Below are 16,400 nucleotides of genomic sequence, written 5' to 3'. Positions count from 1 at the left end.
TTCATGTTTCAATTAATTGAAAAAGTAAAAATAGAATTTGATAAATATAAAATTGAAAATCTTTTTTTAATATTCGGGTTACTAATTACAATTACTTTAAGCTTATCTATGCCATTATTTAATGAGCCAGATGGACAGTATCATTTTGCAGTTTCAAGTAGAATAGTAAATTCATCTGTAGATACTTCGAGATACGGCGTGGATCATGTAGTGACGGGTATGAGTGATCAGAAAGAATCTTATCAAAATGGAACACATTTTGAAAAATATTACTTGAATAAAGCTAAAATTATTAATTCATCCATTGTTCCTAGAAATATTAGGTTTTCATATCATAATTATGTTTTTTTTGGACATGTTGTGCCAGCTATAGGAATATTTATTGGACGACTAATCTATCCTTCATTAGGTATTATGATAACCTGTGGGCGAATTTTTTCTTCATTCATTTATGTAATAGCTTTGTTTCTTGTAATTAAGAAGTTGAAATACGGGAAATTAGTCTTTGCAACTATATTTTTAAGTCCAGTAGTGATGAATTTAATTGCAAGTTTATCTTATGATGCGGCTAGTATTTTAGCAGTTTCAGTTTTTTTAATGTTAAACATTAATATTCTTGCAGAACCAAATAAAGAACTACCTATTAAATCATTAATATCATCCATAATTTTCTTAATAATTGCATCTAAACAAAATTATTGGATAATAATTTTAATTCTATTTTTCACATTATTTGAATCGAAAAATACATACACGTTGAAGTATAGAAAAATAATACTTGATATTCTGTATTTTATAAAAAGTCGTAAACTATTTTTTTTATTAAGTGGTTTAAGCTTGTTTTTAGTATTTCTTTACGTAATTTGCATTCCACAAGGAGGAATAAAAATTGTGTTACAAAGGTATTTTATGACAATAGTTTTTGACTATAAAAATAGTTTCACTTTGAATTCATGGCTTGCAGAACCATACCCAGGGTATAGTAATATGCCTTCATGGGTTACAGCTTTATGGATAGTATTATTAGTAATTGTTTTACTTAGTGAAGAAAAATTTGTTATAAATTTATCACTAAGTATTTTCGCCTTGTTTTTATTTATAATTGGAATGCTAGGTGTATACTACATTCAATTAAGTTATGGGGCTGATGGTACTTCATATATTAAAGGTGTTCAAGGGAGATATTTCACTCCAACACTTTTACTATTGTTAATTTTTGTTGCTGGAATTGGTAACAAGCTTATTTTGAAAAAAAGTTACTATTTGACTTTTAGTGTTGTAATCTCTTCTATTCTTACTAACTTGATGGTAATTTTCAACACTATTATTGATTTAAAAAGATAATTTAGAGGAGTTTAAATGAAGTTTGATAAAATAATGTATTTTATAAAATACGAGGTGAAATTTTGAAATTAGTCAAAAATATGATTTATAATACTTCATTCCAATTATTATCATTAATATTGCCTTTAATAACAATACCATATATTTCCAGAGTCCTTACCCCTGAAGGAGTGGGTATTAATGCTTTTACTTTATCTATTGCAAATTACTTTACTTTGGCAGGGGCTTTAGGTATTAATTTGTATGGTAATAGGGAAATTGCATCATTTCAAAAAGACAAGGAAAAAAGAAGTAAAGTATTTTGGGAGCTAGTATATCTTAAATTCTTTTCAGCAACAATTTCTTTGCTTGTATACCTGATTTTTATTTCCTTCGTAAAGGAATGGCAAATATTATATTTATTACAAGGAATTAATTTGATAGCTACCATGATTGATATATCATGGTACTTTATTGGTGTCGAAGATTTCAAAAAAATTGTTGTAAGAAATGCAGTTGTTAAATTAACTACAGTTGCCCTTACATTTATTTTGATAAAAGATAAATCAGACTTAGGATTATATATTTTTTTAATTGCATTTTCAATGTTTCTTGGTAATTTAACAGTTTGGCCATTCTTAAAAAATGAAATCAACTACCTTTCAATAAAAGAATTAAATGTTTTTAGACATTTGAAACCAGCATTATATTTATTCCTACCACAAATTACTATGCAAATTTACTTATCTCTTAATAAAAGTATGTTAGGTCTTATGGATTCTGTTCATTCTGCTGGATATTTTGATCAGTCAGATAAATTAATTAGAGTTTTATTTACTATAGTAACTGCTATTGGAGGAGTATTTTTACCAAGGTTATCTAGTCTGTTCGCTGAAAAAAAATTTGAAGAGGCAAAAATTTTAACATTGAAACTATTAGAAATAAGCAATGCAATCTCATTTTTAATGATTTCTGGAACTGTAGCAGTATCTTCCTCATTTGCTATTTTCTTTTTTGGCAAAGATTTTAGTGCTGTGGGTCCTTTAATGGCGGTTCAATCAATTATGGTGTTACTTATTTCATATGGAAATGCTTTTGGAGGTCAATATTTATTAGCTTCACATAGGACTAGATCATATACTTTATCAGCTGTTTTTGGCCTTATTGTTAATATTATTGCAAATATTGTATTAATTCCAGGAATGGGGGCGATGGGGGCTATTTTATCTTCAGTGCTCACAGAATTTATGGTTTCATTTTACCAAGTGTATTCTTTAAGAGATGTATTTTCACCTTCGGAAATTTTTGGAGGAATTCTAAAATATTTTCTTGCGGCATTGATTTCTACTCCATTAATGTATTTTTTAGACTTGAAATTAGCTGATAATATTATTAATTATGGAATTTTAACTATTATCGGTTCATCTACTTATATTCTAATTCTAGTTGTGTTGAAAGCGCCAGTTGTAAAAATAATTAAGCGTTAATATTTTGAATTAATGAAATAAAATATGAAAGTTGATAGCAATGGCAGATAAAAAAACAATATTATTTTTCTCTGGTTATTTTCTCCCCTTCTTAGGTGGAATTGAGCGTTACACGGATAAATTAACCAATGAACTCCTTAAATTGGGTTACAATATTATTATTGTAACCACCAATCATGATCAATTGCCAAATTTTGAGATAGATAATGGTCGTAAAATTTATCGTTTCCCGTCGAAAAAACAATTTAAACAGCGTTATCCGTTCTTAGATAAGAACCAAGAGTATGAGGATTTATATCAAAAACTTTTATCTGAGCAAGCTGACTATGTCATCTGTAATACCCGTTTTCAATTGACAACTTTAATGGGTTTAAAGTATGCTAAAAGTAAAGGACTTCCAAGTATTGTCCTTGACCATGGTAGTAGTCATTTTACAGTAAATAACAAGATATTAGATGTTTTTGGTGCTATCTATGAGCATCTCTTGACTGGTCGTGTTAAATCTTATCATCCTCAATTTTTTGCAGTGTCCGAACGGAGTTCGAATTGGCTTAAGCATTTTTCCATTAAATCTAGTGGGGTTATCTATAATTCTGTTCCGGATGATTTAGCTCAGCAGTTTCAGGGCGCAAGCTATTTACCTAAAAAAGAGCAAGAATTATATATAACATATGCTGGTCGAATTCTCAAGGAGAAGGGTGTCGCTATGCTGGTTCAAGCTTTTGAGAAAGCAGATTTTCCGGCAAATATTCACTTGCAAATTGCAGGTGATGGCCCCTTGCTTGAGGAATTAATGTCGAATAATCAAAATGCCAATATCCATTTTTTAGGTAAGTTGAATTTTCAAGAAACCATGTCATTGATGGCACAGTCTGATATTTTTGTTTATCCATCTATGTACCCAGAAGGCTTGCCGACTTCAATTTTAGAAGCAGGATTATTAGGTACGGCAGTCATTGCAACGGATCGTGGTGGTACGACAGAAGTCATTACCAATGACCGATTAGGTATCATCATTGAAGAAAATGAAGAGTCCTTAAGAACTGCTTTGGTATCGCTTGTTGAAGATCATTCTAGAAGAGCTAACCTACAAAAAAACATTCAAGAACAAATTCAATCATCCTTTGTTTGGTCGGTTACTGCAAAAAAACTTGAATCGGTCTTATTTGGTCATTAAAAGGAGTAGTGGAGATAGAAAATGAAAAAAAACTATAGCTCAAAAAAGTTTTATTTACTAGCGGGCATTACTTTAGTTAATCTCTTGAATGCTGGAATAATCCATGCGAACGATATTAGCAGACCAATAGCCACTGATAGTGTAGTTAGTTCGGTTACGATCAATCAGCCTAATATGCAAACTGCTATTAGTGAACAAGTAGTATCAACAACTCCAGTTACAGAATCACAGACTACGAATCCAAATGTTATTGTGTCTACTCAAGAACTTCAAGAAGAATCAGTTGTTAATCAAGGAGCGGAGCCTGCTTCGTCTGCAGATTCGATAACTCTAGTTAAGGAAGTTCATCAGACAGCGGTAAAAACTTCAGTAGTGCAAGACAGTGTATTATCCTATTCAGGACATGTGCAGGATATTGGCTGGCAGGTGCCAGTAACTGATGGTTTAGTCAGTGGTACAACTGGTCAATCAAAACGGCTCGAAGCTATCAAGATTAATATATCAACTCCCTACACAGGTTCAATAACCTATAACAGTTCAGTTATCAATATCGGTTGGCAAACAGCTGTATCTAATGGGCAAATTAGTGGGACGACTGGTAAAGCTAAGGCAATAGAAGCGATTCAAATTAATCTGACTGGTGATTTAGCACTTAAATATGACATCTATTACCGCACGCATATTGCATCATATGGTTGGCTTGGCTGGGCTAAGAATGGTGCTTTTGCAGGTAGTATAGGTTTATCCAAACAAATGGAAGCCTATGAAGTCTTTTTAATAGCTAAAGGTGCGGCAGTTAACTTTGATCTTAGTAAGTCATTTATTCAAGTTGTGAAACCTAGCTTAACTTATAAAACTCATGTTCAAGATATTGGTTGGCAACCCTTGGTTTCTGAAGGCCAGTTAGCAGGAACAACTGGTCAATCAAAGAGAATTGAAGGTTTGGTTGTAAATTTATCATCTAAAGAATTTGGTAATCTCCAATATCGAAGTCATGTTCAAGGTATTGGTTGGCAAAAATATGTTCAAAGTGGTAGTATGACAGGTACAAGTGGACAATCACGACGAATCGAAGCATTACAACTTCAATTAACTGGAGTCTTAGCCCAAAAATATAGTGTTAAATATCGTGTTCATGTTCAAGATATTGGATGGCAAAACTGGGTTTATGATAATGCTATTGCTGGAACAACTGGTCAATCAAAACGCGTTGAAGCAATTGAAATTGTGTTAGTTGAGAAAGTAACAAAACCTGTTGGTCTTTCTGCTTCTCAAGGTAATTATGCGGTCGTTAATAAAGTCATCTATCTTGATGCTGGTCATGGTGGCTATGATCCTGGTGCAGCATACTTTAACCAATCCGAAAAAACATTGAATTTGCAAATGCAAACGCGCCTCAAAACTAAACTTGAAGCAGCCGGTTATAAAGTAGTTACAACGAGGACCGATGATTCTTTCGTTGACTTGCTTCCACGCTCTCAGAGTGCTAATCAGACTTTAGCGGACCTTTTTATCTCAATTCATTTTAATGCTTCTACAAGTAGTACGGCAAACGGTATTGAAACCTATTATTATGAGTATTATCCAGAGTATCAACCAAAGATAAATGCAGATTGGCACTTAGATCCGGATCGTCTCAGTCGAAGTAACACCTTAGCTCAAGCTATTCAATCGGCTACTGTTGGGAATACTGGCGCTAAAGACAATGGTGTATTACGAAATACTTTCTCAGTTTTAAGAGAAACTACAGCACCAGCTGTGCTATTAGAATTAGGGTATATGTCAAACCCGACTGAGTTCCAGAATATTAATTCTGCAACTTACCAAGAAAAACTAGCCAACGGTATTTTCAGTGGTATTTTGTCTTATTACAAACAATATCAAGCCTAAAATTCTAGCTCAAAAATCTATTTGTCCTAACGATTTTTGAGTTTTTTTGTGCTATAATGAAGGTATATTATATATTGAGGTGGATTATGTTAGACAACGCACTCTTAGAACGTTTTTTGAAGTATGTTAAAGTTAACACTCGTAGTAATCCTGCTAGTGAAACAACTCCAAGTACACAAAGTCAAGTTGATTTTGCTTTAAACATTCTAAAACCAGAAATGGAAGCTATTGGATTACAAGATGTTCATTATATTGCTGAAAATGGTTATATCATCGGAACATTGCCTGCGAATGCTAGCCATCTAACGCGTAAAGTTGGTTTTATTTCCCACATTGATACAGCTGATTTTAATGCTAATAATGTCAATCCTCAAATCATTGAGAATTATCAAGGTGGCGAAATCGTCTTAGGAACTTCAGGCTACTCCCTACTACCTGATGAGTTTCCTAATATGAATAATTATCTTGGTCAAACCTTGATAACGACGGATGGAACAACCCTACTCGGCTCAGATGACAAATCTGGTATTGCTGAAATTATGACAGCAATTGAGTTTCTAGTAGCAAATCCAGAAATTGAACATTGTGAGATTCGTGTTGCATTTGGTCCAGATGAAGAAATCGGTGTTGGTGCTGATAAATTTGATGTTGAGGACTTCAATGTTGATTTTGCTTACACTGTCGATGGTGGTCCTTTAGGTGAATTACAATTTGAAACATTCAGCGCAGCTGGTTTAGATTTGAAATTCTTAGGACGAAACGTGCACCCTGGTACTGCCAAAGGGCAAATGGTTAACGCTTTGCAATTAGCCGTAGACTTCCATAATCAATTACCTAAGGAAGAACGTCCTGAGTACACTGATGGTTATGATGGTTTCTATATGCTTGATGAAATATCAGGAAATGTTGAAGAAGCAACAAGTACTTACATTATTCGTGATTTCCAAGATGACTCTTTCCAAGCAAGAAAAGCAAAAGTACAAGAAATTGCTGATAAAATGAATGCTGAACTTGGAACAGAACGTGTACAAGTACATTTATATGATCAATATTACAACATGCGTAAAGTTATTGAAAAAGATATGACGCCAATTGAATTGGCTAAAGAAGTGATGGAAGACTTAGATATCAAACCAATTATCGAACCGGTTCGCGGAGGTACTGATGGTTCTAAAATCTCCTTCATGGGTATTCCGACACCAAATATTTTTGCTGGTGGTGAAAATATGCATGGCCGGTATGAATTTGTTAGCCTTGAAACGATGGAAAAAGCAATTCAAGTTATTCTTGGAATTGTTCAAAAATCGTAATGATGAATTTTCAAAGGGGGCTATAACAAATGATTAAATTATTTGGAAAAATAAGATACCATTGGCAACCAGAATTATCTTGGTCTATTATCTATTGGTCAATTGCTATTGCTCCTATTTTTATTGGTTTGTCCTTGCTATATGAAAATACAAATATTCCTAGACGCGTCTTTATCTTATTCTTCTTATTTATCGTATTAGTAGGAATTGGATTGCATCGTTACTTCTTAATTGAAGAAGGTGGTATTTTAAAAATAGTTTCATTTAGACTTTTGGGACCTCGTAAGCTTGCAATTTCGAGCATCAACAAAGTTGAAGTGACTAAATCGAGTGTGACAATTTGTACTAACGATAAAAATTATCTCTTCTATATGCGCAAATGGCCTAAGAAATATTTCTTAGATGCTTTAGCAATAAATCCCTACTTTGAGGGAGAAGTTGTCTTAGTTGATAATCTAATAAATTTAGATTATTTTGAGCATTACAAGGATGAGAAAAAGACCCTTACTTTATTGTAAGAGCCTTTGTGGGACATGATTTGACTGCAAGGATAGCTTGTTGATCTTGTTGAGAAATCTCTTTTTCTAAGAGATTTGAGTCAGCAAATTTAACAATGCCGTCGTCTTGATAGTCAAAGAGTGATGAATAGGTCTGGCATAGACCACAAGCAATACATTTTTCTGGTATTATCGATACTTTCATAGTATCATTTTAATATGATTTCGGTTATTTAACAAGGGGGAAAATCATGGCTAATGAACCATGGGAAGAAAAGATTGTGAATGAAGACAAGGAAACAAGATCACGTAAGTCTAGAGGGCCACTACTAAGCACACCTTGGTTAACTGCTCTTTTAAGTGTTTTCTTCGTAATCATTGTTGGTATATTATTTATTTTTTTCTATACATCAAACAGTGGTGGAGATAAGCAAACGGAGACCAGTGGTTTCTATGGAGCCTCAGTATCTAAGTCAAAAGAAGCTGCCAAGGCATCAAAAGCAGCAAAATCTTCTGTTAAAAAGGATAGTTCAGATGAGTCATCCAGTGACAAAATAACTGAATCATCTACTGAGACAAGTTCAAGTTCAGATGCAAAAACTGGAGAAACAATTGTTGTCCTTCAAGGAGAAGGAGTTGCAGCTATTGCAGCTAGAGCAGGCATAAGTGTTGAACAACTTCAGGCCTTAAATCCTGATCACATGACTCAGGGATACTGGTATGCTAATCCTGGAGACGCTGTCATCATTAAATAATTAATAAATAAGAGGACATAATGAAAGCTATTAGAATTGCTATCGACGGTCCAGCATCAAGTGGTAAAAGTACAGTAGCCAAGATTATAGCAAAAAATCTTGGCTTTACTTATTTGGACACAGGTGCTATGTACCGTTGTGCGACCTATATTGCATTAACACATAAATTTACTGATAAAAATGTTGATGCCATTTTAAATGAATTATCTAAAAACCCAATTTCTTTTAAAAAGTCTGATGATGGAAGTCAACTTGTTTTTTTAGGTGATCAGGATGTAACCTTAGCTATCCGCCAAAACGATGTGACTAACAATGTCTCTTGGGTATCCGCTATCGCTGAGATTCGAGAAGAATTAGTGGCTCAACAAAGACGAATTGCCCAAAATGGAGCAATTATCATGGATGGTCGTGATATTGGAACAGTTGTTTTACCAGATGCAGAATTAAAAATCTTTTTAATTGCTTCTGTAGACGAGCGAGCTCAAAGACGTTATAAAGAAAATATTGAAAAAGGGATTTCAAGTGATTTAGAAACCCTGAAAGAAGAAATTGCTGCTCGTGATTTCAAAGATAGTAACCGCAAGGTATCACCATTAAAAGCTGCGGAAGATGCTATCATTTTTGATACAACTGGAATCGATATTCCTGGAGTTGTAGCATTTATTCAAGAAAAAGCAGAAAAAATGATTGACATGGTCTAATGACTGTGGTAAGATAATAGTAATGAGAAAAGTAGAAGTGAGAGCTTCTCGCCTTGCGACTTAGGTTGTCTGGCCCAACATGATAAATTCCAATAGGATATTATGTGAGTGGGCTTGATTTATCAAGTCCGCTTTCGTTTTTCTCTAAAAAAAATAAAGAGGTGAAGGTCATAGCTAAAAAGGATCTATTCATTAATGATGAAATTCGTGTTCGCGAAGTTCGTCTAGTCGGTCTAGAAGGTGAACAATTAGGAATTAAACCATTATCTGAAGCACAAGCACTTGCTGATTCTTCTAATGTTGATTTGGTTTTAATCCAGCCACAAGCTGTTCCTCCAGTAGCCAAAATCATGGACTATGGAAAGTTCAAATTTGAGTTTCAAAAGAAACAAAAAGAACAACGCAAAAAACAAAGTGTTGTTACTGTTAAGGAAGTGCGTTTAAGTCCCGTTATAGATAAGGGTGACTTTGAAACAAAACTCCGTAACGGCCGTAAATTCCTTGAAAAAGGAAATAAGGTAAAAGTTTCGATTCGCTTCAAAGGGCGTATGATTACTCATAAAGAGATTGGTGCAAAGGTTCTAGCTGAATTTGCTGAAGCTACTCAAGATATCGCTATCATTGAGCAAAGAGCAAAAATGGATGGACGCCAAATGTTTATGCAACTTGCACCAATTTCCGACAAAAAATAATTGTCAAAAGATTTTAAGATTTACTAGAGGAGAATACAAAAATGCCAAAACAAAAAACACACCGCGCATCAGCTAAACGTTTTAAACGTACAGGTTCTGGTGGTTTGAAACGCTTCCGTGCTTTTACATCACACCGTTTCCACGGAAAAACTAAAAAACAACGTCGTCATCTTCGTAAAGCTACTATGGTAAGTAGCGGAGATTTCAAACGTATTAAAGCAATGCTTACTGGTCTTAAATAAGAGACCCTAAAGATAAGCATTTACTAGAATTATTAGAACTATTTGGAGGAATTATAAATGGCTCGTGTTAAAGGTGGAGTTGTTTCACGTAAACGTCGTAAACGTATTTTAAAATTAGCAAAAGGTTACTATGGAGCAAAACATATCTTGTTCCGTACTGCAAAAGAACAAGTAATGAATTCTTATTACTATGCATACCGTGACCGTCGTCAAAAGAAACGTGATTTCCGTAAATTATGGATCACACGTATCAATGCGGCAGCTCGCATGAATGGTTTATCATACTCACAATTAATGCATGGTTTAAAACTTGCTGAAATTGAAGTTAACCGTAAAATGCTTGCTGATTTAGCAGTTACTGATGCAGCTGGCTTTACTGCTCTTGCTGACGCAGCGAAAGCTAAATTAGGTAAATAATATTTAAAAACTAGTCCTGGTGACTAGTTTTTTTCTTTCGCTTATGAAAAATTTGTTCAGAAAAAAGACGCTCTCATTAAAGAAAGCGTCTTTTTAAAGTCTGTTAATTGGTTTTCTTTTCTTGGTTTGAACTAGAAGTAGAAGTACTTGTCGATGAAGAGCTAGTTTCATCTTCTTTTGGATTAAGTTCTAGATAAGAAGGGGCTTTAAAGAGTTTTGTAGTGCTTTTATTATCATTCTTACTATAAAGACTTGTCGATTTATCACCGAGTTTTTTCTCAATAGCCTTCATTTGTTTCAATTGATGGGTGTAATCATAAAGACTTGCATCATTCTTTTTAAGACCGTTATCTGTATTGAAGCGAAGTAAATCACCAGTTTGAACAGCGTCACTAACGGCCAGTTGTCGAGTGATTTCATCTCGAATCAGTTTAGTTTTCTCAATAGTCATTTCATCAGGATTTGTTATCTCAATTCCTGACTTAGTATTGAATAGACGGCCACCATAGTTAGTATATTCAGGTGTCATATAAGTTCCTGATGTTCTTTGTGCGACAATTTGCTTATTCTGAGGAGATAGTAAGTCTTGTCCTAGTTGGATATAGTTGGATGTGTCAACCCCTAATACGTGTAATAAGGTTGGTAAGGCATCGATTTCACCACCAAAGGTCTCTTTGATGCCACCGCCATTAAAACCAGGCACATGAATCATATAAGGGACGCGTTGCAACATGGCGTTATCATACTCTGACCAGGTTTCGGGATCTTTTCCAAGAAGTTCAGCAAGACTTGTATTTCTTGAATTAGAGATACCGTAGTGGTCACCATACATGACAATAATGGAATTATCATATAAACCAGAAGCTTTTAAATAGTCAAAGAACGACTTAATTGAGGCATCGAGGTAATTAGCAGTAGCGAAGTATCCATTGATGGTTTCATCATCTGTTTCGGCTAATGGGAAACCTTCTTCATCCTTTTCACCTTTCAAACTAGTGTATGGATAGTGATTACTTACGGTAATAAATTTAGTGTAGAATGGCTGTTGCATTCTTTCTAGATATTTGATGGAATCTTTGAACATGTATTTGTCGTTGAGTCCATATTGGAATGAATTGGTATCTGTTTGTTTTTGGAAGTATGAGGAGTCAAAGAAGTAATTGTATCCCCATTGTTTGTAGGCATTGTTTCGATTCCAGAATGTTCCTACATTACCGTGGAAGACAGCACTTGAATAATTGCCGTTTTGTTTGAGGATAGTAGGAGTTGCAAATTGTGTATTGTCGCCTCCATAGTTAACCATGAAGGATCCTGAATTGAGACCAAATAGAGAATTTTCCATCATGGTTTCTGCATCAGATGTTTTTCCGGCTTTTACTTGGTGGAAAAAGTTTGAAAAGGCAATTGTTGAATTGGAGTGGTAAAGTGAGTTTAAGAATGGTGTCACTTCGTATTCTTTATCCTCAGATTTTAATTTATAATCAATAATAAATTGTTGGAAACTCTCTAAGTGAATAACGATAACGTTCTTCCCTTTAGCGATTCCAAAGTATTTAGGATCGGGAGCAGCGTAATGACTTTTGACGTAATTTTGGACATCAACTAATTCTTCAGCTGTTGCCCCGTTTCGTTCTTTTTGAGCTTGATAAGTTTGATTACCACTATACATGGTAAAAGCCGGTAATCCCAATGCTCTTACAATATAAGTATTTGAAAAACCTCGTGTTAATAATTCTGGCCGGTCGATTTCTGCCAAGAAGAGGTTAGCCGACATCATTAAGAAGGAAAGGGCAGATACGGCAAAAGCAGCACGCTTATTAAATGGTCTTGAATCTGTTTTGAATTTTTTACTTACTTTTAAGGCAATAAAGACAATAAAATCAAAAATAAAAATAATATCCCAAACTCTTACTAAATTTAGAGCTGAATCCCCTAAACCAGCAGAAACCTTACTTGAAGCTAACATGGCTGATACGGTAATAAAGTCAGAAAACTCTCTATAGTAAATAGCATTAGAGATAAGTAATAAGTTAAGTAAGATGTAAATAACCCAAGTCACTATATAAAAAGTTTTAGTATTCTTTATATAAAGTGCAAGTCCCAATAGTAATAAAGCTAAAGGGACAGGATTAATAAGCGATAAAAAGACTTGATAGAGATTTCCTAAATCAAGTGAAAAATCCATTTGATATGCCCATATGGTTTTTATCCAGTAGGCAATAAGCAGTGTCAGGATAAAGCCTAGCCTAGTACAGGTAAATTTTGATATGATATTTTTAAATGTTGTCACTGAAGAAACTTCCTCATTCATTTTTTTTCCTAAAGATAAAATCTCAAAGTAAATTATATCAAAAAAAAGAAGGTTGTGCTCGCTATAAGTTTAAAATTAGTAGGAATTTTTAGTAGATTTTGATATAATAAAGACTATGAATAAACTCTATATTAATTCTTTTGTTGAAAAAAAGATTGCTTCCGGAGTTCAATTATTAGAAGAAAATGATTTTAAAAATCTTAAAATCACTGATCAATTTGTACAATTATATTCTAAATCTAATAAAGAAATCGGAACAGCATATCTTTCAAAACAACATAAAGGGATTGGCTGGTTTTTAGGATCTGGTATTATCGTTGATAGTGCCTATTTTAATCGATTATTTTCCCAAGCCAAAGAAAAAAGATATTCTTATTTTCAGTCAGACTCTACAACAGCATTTCGACTTTTTAATCAAGAAGGGGACTTCTTTGGTGGTTTAACCATTGATTTGTATAATGAATATGCCCTCTTTACATGGTACAATACTTTTGTTTATTCCATAAAAAATCAAATTATTGATGCCTTTAAGTCAGTTTATCCTGAAGTTAAAGGTGCCTATGAAAAAATTCGATTTAAGGGGCAAACATTTGAGTCGGCACATTTATTTGGACTTGAAGCTCCAGAAACATTTATCGTTAAAGAGAATGGCGTCAATTATCAGGTTTTTCTGAACGATGGCTTGATGACAGGTATTTTTCTGGATCAACATGATGTCAGAAAGACTCTCGTTAATGGCTTGGCTAAGGATAAAACCTTATTAAATATGTTTTCATACACAGCTGCCTTTTCAGTGGCTGCAGCTATTGGTGGCGCTAAAGAAACAAGATCGGTAGATTTAGCTAAAAGATCTCGAGAATTATCACAAGCTCATTTTATAGCAAATAATTTGGAATTAGATAATCATTATTTCCATGTTATGGATGTTTTTGAGTATTTTAAATATGCTAAACGAAAACAGTTATATTTTGATATAATAGTAATTGATCCACCAAGTTTTGCCCGCAATAAGAAGCAAACATTTTCTGTTCAGAAGGATTATCATCGGCTTATTTCTGATGCTTTAGCCATCTTGAATCCCGATGGCACCATTATAGCCTCAACTAATGCGGCCAATATGACGGTCTCCCAATTCAAAACAGAAATTGAGAAAGGCTTTGAAGGACATAGTATTTTAGAAATGACCCTAAAACAGCTTCCCAAAGATTTTCTAACGAATAAAGCAGATGAAAGAAGTAATTATTTAAAAGTATTTACAATAAAGGTAAAAAAATGAAAATAGTAGCTCCAATAATGCCGACAAGTTTTGAAGAAGCACAGTCGATAGACGTCTCTAAATATGATGGGGTCGATATCATAGAATGGCGTGCCGATTTCCTTCCAAAGGATGAAGTGATTACAGTTGCACCAGCCATTTTTGAGAAGTTTGCTGGTAGAGAAATCATTTTTACACTTAGAACAAAACCTGAAGGTGGAAAAATTGATTTAAGTGACCAAGAGTACCTTGATCTTATTAAAGAAATTAATACTATTTATAACCCCGATTTTATTGATTTTGAATATTTCACTCATAAGTCAGTTTTTGGACAAATGCTAGATTTTCCAAATTTAGTCTTGTCATATCATAACTTCGAAGAGACTCCTGAAAATCTAATGGAATCATTTTCTGAGTTGACAAAATTAGCACCAAGAGTTGTTAAGATAGCTGTTATGCCTAAAAGTGAACAGGATGTTTTAAATGTTATGAATTTCACGCGAGGATTTAAAGCTTTAAATCCTGAGCAAACTTATGCGACTATGTCAATGGGCAATCTAGGTCGGATTTCTCGTATCGCTGGTGACATTATCGGCTCAGCTTGGACATTTGTTGCTGTTGATGATGCCTCAGCACCTGGCCAAGTTTCTTTGGCTGATATGAAAAAAATAATTTCAGTACTTGAAGCTGATTAAAGATGAATTCAACAAAACATTATTCTAAACTTATTAGGGTAATGTTTTTCTATATCTGAAGGAGAAAGAAAATGAGATTTTTAACTGCAGGTGAATCCCATGGACAAGAATTAACGGCAATCATCGAGGGATTTCCAGCTGGTGTTAGGATTAATCAGGACGATATTAATAAAGAATTGAAAAGACGGCAAGGTGGCTACGGTCGTGGTGGTCGCATGGCTATTGAGTCGGATAAGGTTATCATTACTTCTGGTATAAGACATGGTCAAACAACTGGTGCACCAATTGCTCTTAAGATTATAAATATTGATCACCAAAAGTGGACTGATATTATGACGACTGAAGAAGTTGCTGAGGCCGTTAAAATGAAACGTCGGGTTCATCAGCCGAGACCAGGTCATGCCGATTTAGTCGGTGGCATTAAATATCATTTTGATGATTTGCGAAATTCTTTAGAGCGTTCTTCTGCGCGTGAGACCGCAGTTAGAGTCGCAATTGGTGCCTTTGCAAAAATACTTTTGAAGGAAATTGGAGTTGCCTTTTGTAACCATGTCATCAATTTTGGTGGTCACTGTGTTAAGATTCCTGAGAATATGAGTATCAAAGAAATTAAAAGTAAAGCACAATTATCAGAACTATCTATCGCAAATCGTCAACAAGAAGTTGAAATCAAAGCATATATTGATCAAATCAAAAAAGATGGTGATACTTTAGGTGGTATTGTCGAAACAATCGTTACTGGTCTCCCAGCTGGTATTGGGTCATTTGTTCATTGGGACCGGAAATTAGATGGTAAATTAGCTCAAGCCGTTCTGTCTATCAATGCTTTTAAAGGTGTTGAATTTGGAATGGGATTTGATATGGCTAATCATAAAGGTTCAGAGGTTATGGATCCGATTGTTTGGAATGAAGAAGAGGGCTACCGGAGATCAAGTAATCATCTCGGGGGATTTGAAGCTGGTGTTACAAATGGAGAAGCCATCATCATTAAAGGGGTTATGAAACCCATTCCGACACTTTATAAGCCATTAATGTCAGTAGATATCGATAATCACCGACCCTTTAAAGCTACTGTCGAGCGGTCTGATCCGACGGCACTTCCGGCAGCAGGAGTTGTTATGGAAAATGTTGTTGCTACAGTTATCGCACAAGAGATTCTTGATCAATTTCCAGCAGAACACCTATCCGACTTGAAAATGTCTTTTGAAACATATATTGCTCATACAAAAAGTTATTAAAGGCAGAATTAATAGCATTGTGTTAAGATAGAAGTGATAAAAAATAAAGGAGAAAACCTTATGTCTCAAGAAATTTACGATTACGCTAACCAATTGGAAAGAGCTATTAGAAACCTTTCTGAATACAAAAAAGTTGAAGAGGCAAAAGTTGCCATCAAAGAAGATGAGCAAGCTAATCAATTATTTGATCAATTTGTAGCCATGCAAGAAAAACTTCAAGCAATGATGCAGAGTGGTCAAATGCCTTCTGCTGAAGAACAAACTGAAATTCAAGAATTGAGTCAAAAAATTGAAGGGAATTCCCTCTTGAAAGCCTATTTCGATGCCCAACAGGCACTTTCAATCTATGTTAGTGATATTGAGCGTATTGTCTTTGCACCACTTAAAGATTTAATTTAATTATTGCTAGA

17 protein-coding genes and 1 other annotated feature are annotated in these 16,400 nt (G+C 34.3%); of the genes, 15 read left to right on the top strand and 2 right to left on the bottom strand.

Annotated features, from left to right (window positions below; all coding sequences use genetic code 11):
• The first annotated feature begins 3 nt into the window (after positions 1-3).
• From A9Q68_RS03655 to A9Q68_RS03630, 6 genes are all read left to right on the top strand, one after another.
• Positions 4-1,344: a DUF2142 domain-containing protein gene (locus A9Q68_RS03655; protein ID WP_071793329.1), complete on the top strand. Its 1,341-nt coding sequence runs from the start codon at positions 4-6 to the stop codon at positions 1,342-1,344.
• Between the two features lie 62 nt (positions 1,345-1,406).
• Entirely contained in the window at positions 1,407-2,810 is a 1,404-nt protein-coding gene (locus tag A9Q68_RS03650; protein WP_071793328.1) for an oligosaccharide flippase family protein, read from the top strand.
• 40 nt (positions 2,811-2,850) lie between these two features.
• Complete coding sequence (locus A9Q68_RS03645; protein ID WP_071793327.1) at positions 2,851-3,987, top strand: glycosyltransferase family 4 protein; 1,137 nt, start codon at positions 2,851-2,853, stop codon at positions 3,985-3,987.
• A 21-nt stretch (positions 3,988-4,008) separates the two neighbouring features.
• Complete coding sequence (locus A9Q68_RS03640; protein ID WP_071793326.1) at positions 4,009-5,877, top strand: N-acetylmuramoyl-L-alanine amidase; 1,869 nt, start codon at positions 4,009-4,011, stop codon at positions 5,875-5,877.
• 86 nt (positions 5,878-5,963) lie between these two features.
• The gene (gene pepT, locus A9Q68_RS03635; RefSeq protein ID WP_071793325.1) at positions 5,964-7,187 is read left to right on the top strand and encodes a peptidase T; all 1,224 of its coding nucleotides are present in this window, start codon (positions 5,964-5,966) and stop codon (positions 7,185-7,187) included.
• 29 nt (positions 7,188-7,216) lie between these two features.
• A complete protein-coding gene (locus A9Q68_RS03630; RefSeq protein ID WP_071793324.1) occupies positions 7,217-7,705 on the top strand; it encodes an EbsA family protein in 489 nt (162 codons plus the stop codon).
• Here the strand turns inward: A9Q68_RS03630 and A9Q68_RS03625 are convergent.
• Entirely contained in the window at positions 7,692-7,889 is a 198-nt protein-coding gene (locus A9Q68_RS03625; RefSeq protein WP_071793323.1) for a ferredoxin, read from the bottom strand. The two genes, A9Q68_RS03630 and A9Q68_RS03625, sit on opposite strands and share 14 nt — an antisense overlap.
• Positions 7,890-7,935: 46 nt before the next feature.
• On the opposite strand from A9Q68_RS03625, the gene A9Q68_RS03620 reads away from it, so the two are divergent.
• The 5 genes from A9Q68_RS03620 to rplT all read left to right on the top strand — a co-directional run bounded on the left by A9Q68_RS03620 (position 7,936) and on the right by rplT (position 10,491).
• Positions 7,936-8,439, top strand: coding sequence for an SAG1386/EF1546 family surface-associated protein (locus A9Q68_RS03620; protein ID WP_071793322.1), 504 nt, complete (start codon positions 7,936-7,938; stop codon positions 8,437-8,439).
• 20 nt (positions 8,440-8,459) lie between these two features.
• A complete protein-coding gene (cmk, locus tag A9Q68_RS03615; protein WP_071793321.1) occupies positions 8,460-9,140 on the top strand; it encodes a (d)CMP kinase in 681 nt (226 codons plus the stop codon).
• A 23-nt stretch (positions 9,141-9,163) separates the two neighbouring features.
• Positions 9,164-9,286 (top strand) — a sequence feature (ribosomal protein L20 leader region).
• A gap of 15 nt (positions 9,287-9,301) precedes the next feature.
• Positions 9,302-9,832, top strand: a complete 531-nt coding sequence (gene infC / locus A9Q68_RS03610) for a translation initiation factor IF-3 (RefSeq protein ID WP_071793723.1) — start codon at positions 9,302-9,304, stop codon at positions 9,830-9,832.
• Between the two features lie 41 nt (positions 9,833-9,873).
• Positions 9,874-10,074, top strand: coding sequence for a 50S ribosomal protein L35 (rpmI, locus tag A9Q68_RS03605; protein WP_003099936.1), 201 nt, complete (start codon positions 9,874-9,876; stop codon positions 10,072-10,074).
• 57 nt (positions 10,075-10,131) lie between these two features.
• Complete coding sequence (gene rplT, locus A9Q68_RS03600) at positions 10,132-10,491, top strand: 50S ribosomal protein L20 (protein WP_071793320.1); 360 nt, start codon at positions 10,132-10,134, stop codon at positions 10,489-10,491.
• A gap of 103 nt (positions 10,492-10,594) precedes the next feature.
• On the opposite strand, the gene A9Q68_RS03595 is transcribed toward rplT, so the two are convergent.
• On the bottom strand, positions 10,595-12,781 hold the full coding sequence (locus A9Q68_RS03595) for an LTA synthase family protein (protein ID WP_106404003.1): 2,187 nt from the start codon (positions 12,779-12,781) through the stop codon (positions 10,595-10,597).
• Between the two features lie 136 nt (positions 12,782-12,917).
• Here A9Q68_RS03595 and A9Q68_RS03590 point away from each other — a divergent pair, with 136 nt between their 5' ends.
• The 4 genes from A9Q68_RS03590 to A9Q68_RS03575 all read left to right on the top strand — a co-directional run bounded on the left by A9Q68_RS03590 (position 12,918) and on the right by A9Q68_RS03575 (position 16,389).
• Positions 12,918-14,078, top strand: a complete 1,161-nt coding sequence (locus tag A9Q68_RS03590; RefSeq protein WP_071793318.1) for a class I SAM-dependent rRNA methyltransferase — start codon at positions 12,918-12,920, stop codon at positions 14,076-14,078.
• Positions 14,075-14,752 (top strand): type I 3-dehydroquinate dehydratase, encoded by a 678-nt coding sequence (gene aroD, locus A9Q68_RS03585; protein ID WP_071793317.1) that lies wholly within the window; start codon positions 14,075-14,077, stop codon positions 14,750-14,752. The genes A9Q68_RS03590 and aroD overlap by 4 nt, the downstream gene beginning before the upstream one ends.
• Positions 14,753-14,823: 71 nt before the next feature.
• Entirely contained in the window at positions 14,824-15,990 is a 1,167-nt protein-coding gene (aroC, locus tag A9Q68_RS03580) for a chorismate synthase (RefSeq protein WP_071793316.1), read from the top strand.
• A 60-nt stretch (positions 15,991-16,050) separates the two neighbouring features.
• On the top strand, positions 16,051-16,389 hold the full coding sequence (locus A9Q68_RS03575; protein WP_071793315.1) for a YlbF/YmcA family competence regulator: 339 nt from the start codon (positions 16,051-16,053) through the stop codon (positions 16,387-16,389).
• Positions 16,390-16,400: the final 11 nt, after the last annotated feature.

Source organism: Streptococcus bovimastitidis, from assembly GCF_001885095.1.
Taxonomy (GTDB): Bacteria; Bacillota; Bacilli; order Lactobacillales; family Streptococcaceae; genus Streptococcus; species Streptococcus bovimastitidis.
The sequence above is the reverse complement of the archived record's forward strand: the minus strand, read 5'-3'. Positions and strand labels throughout refer to the sequence as shown.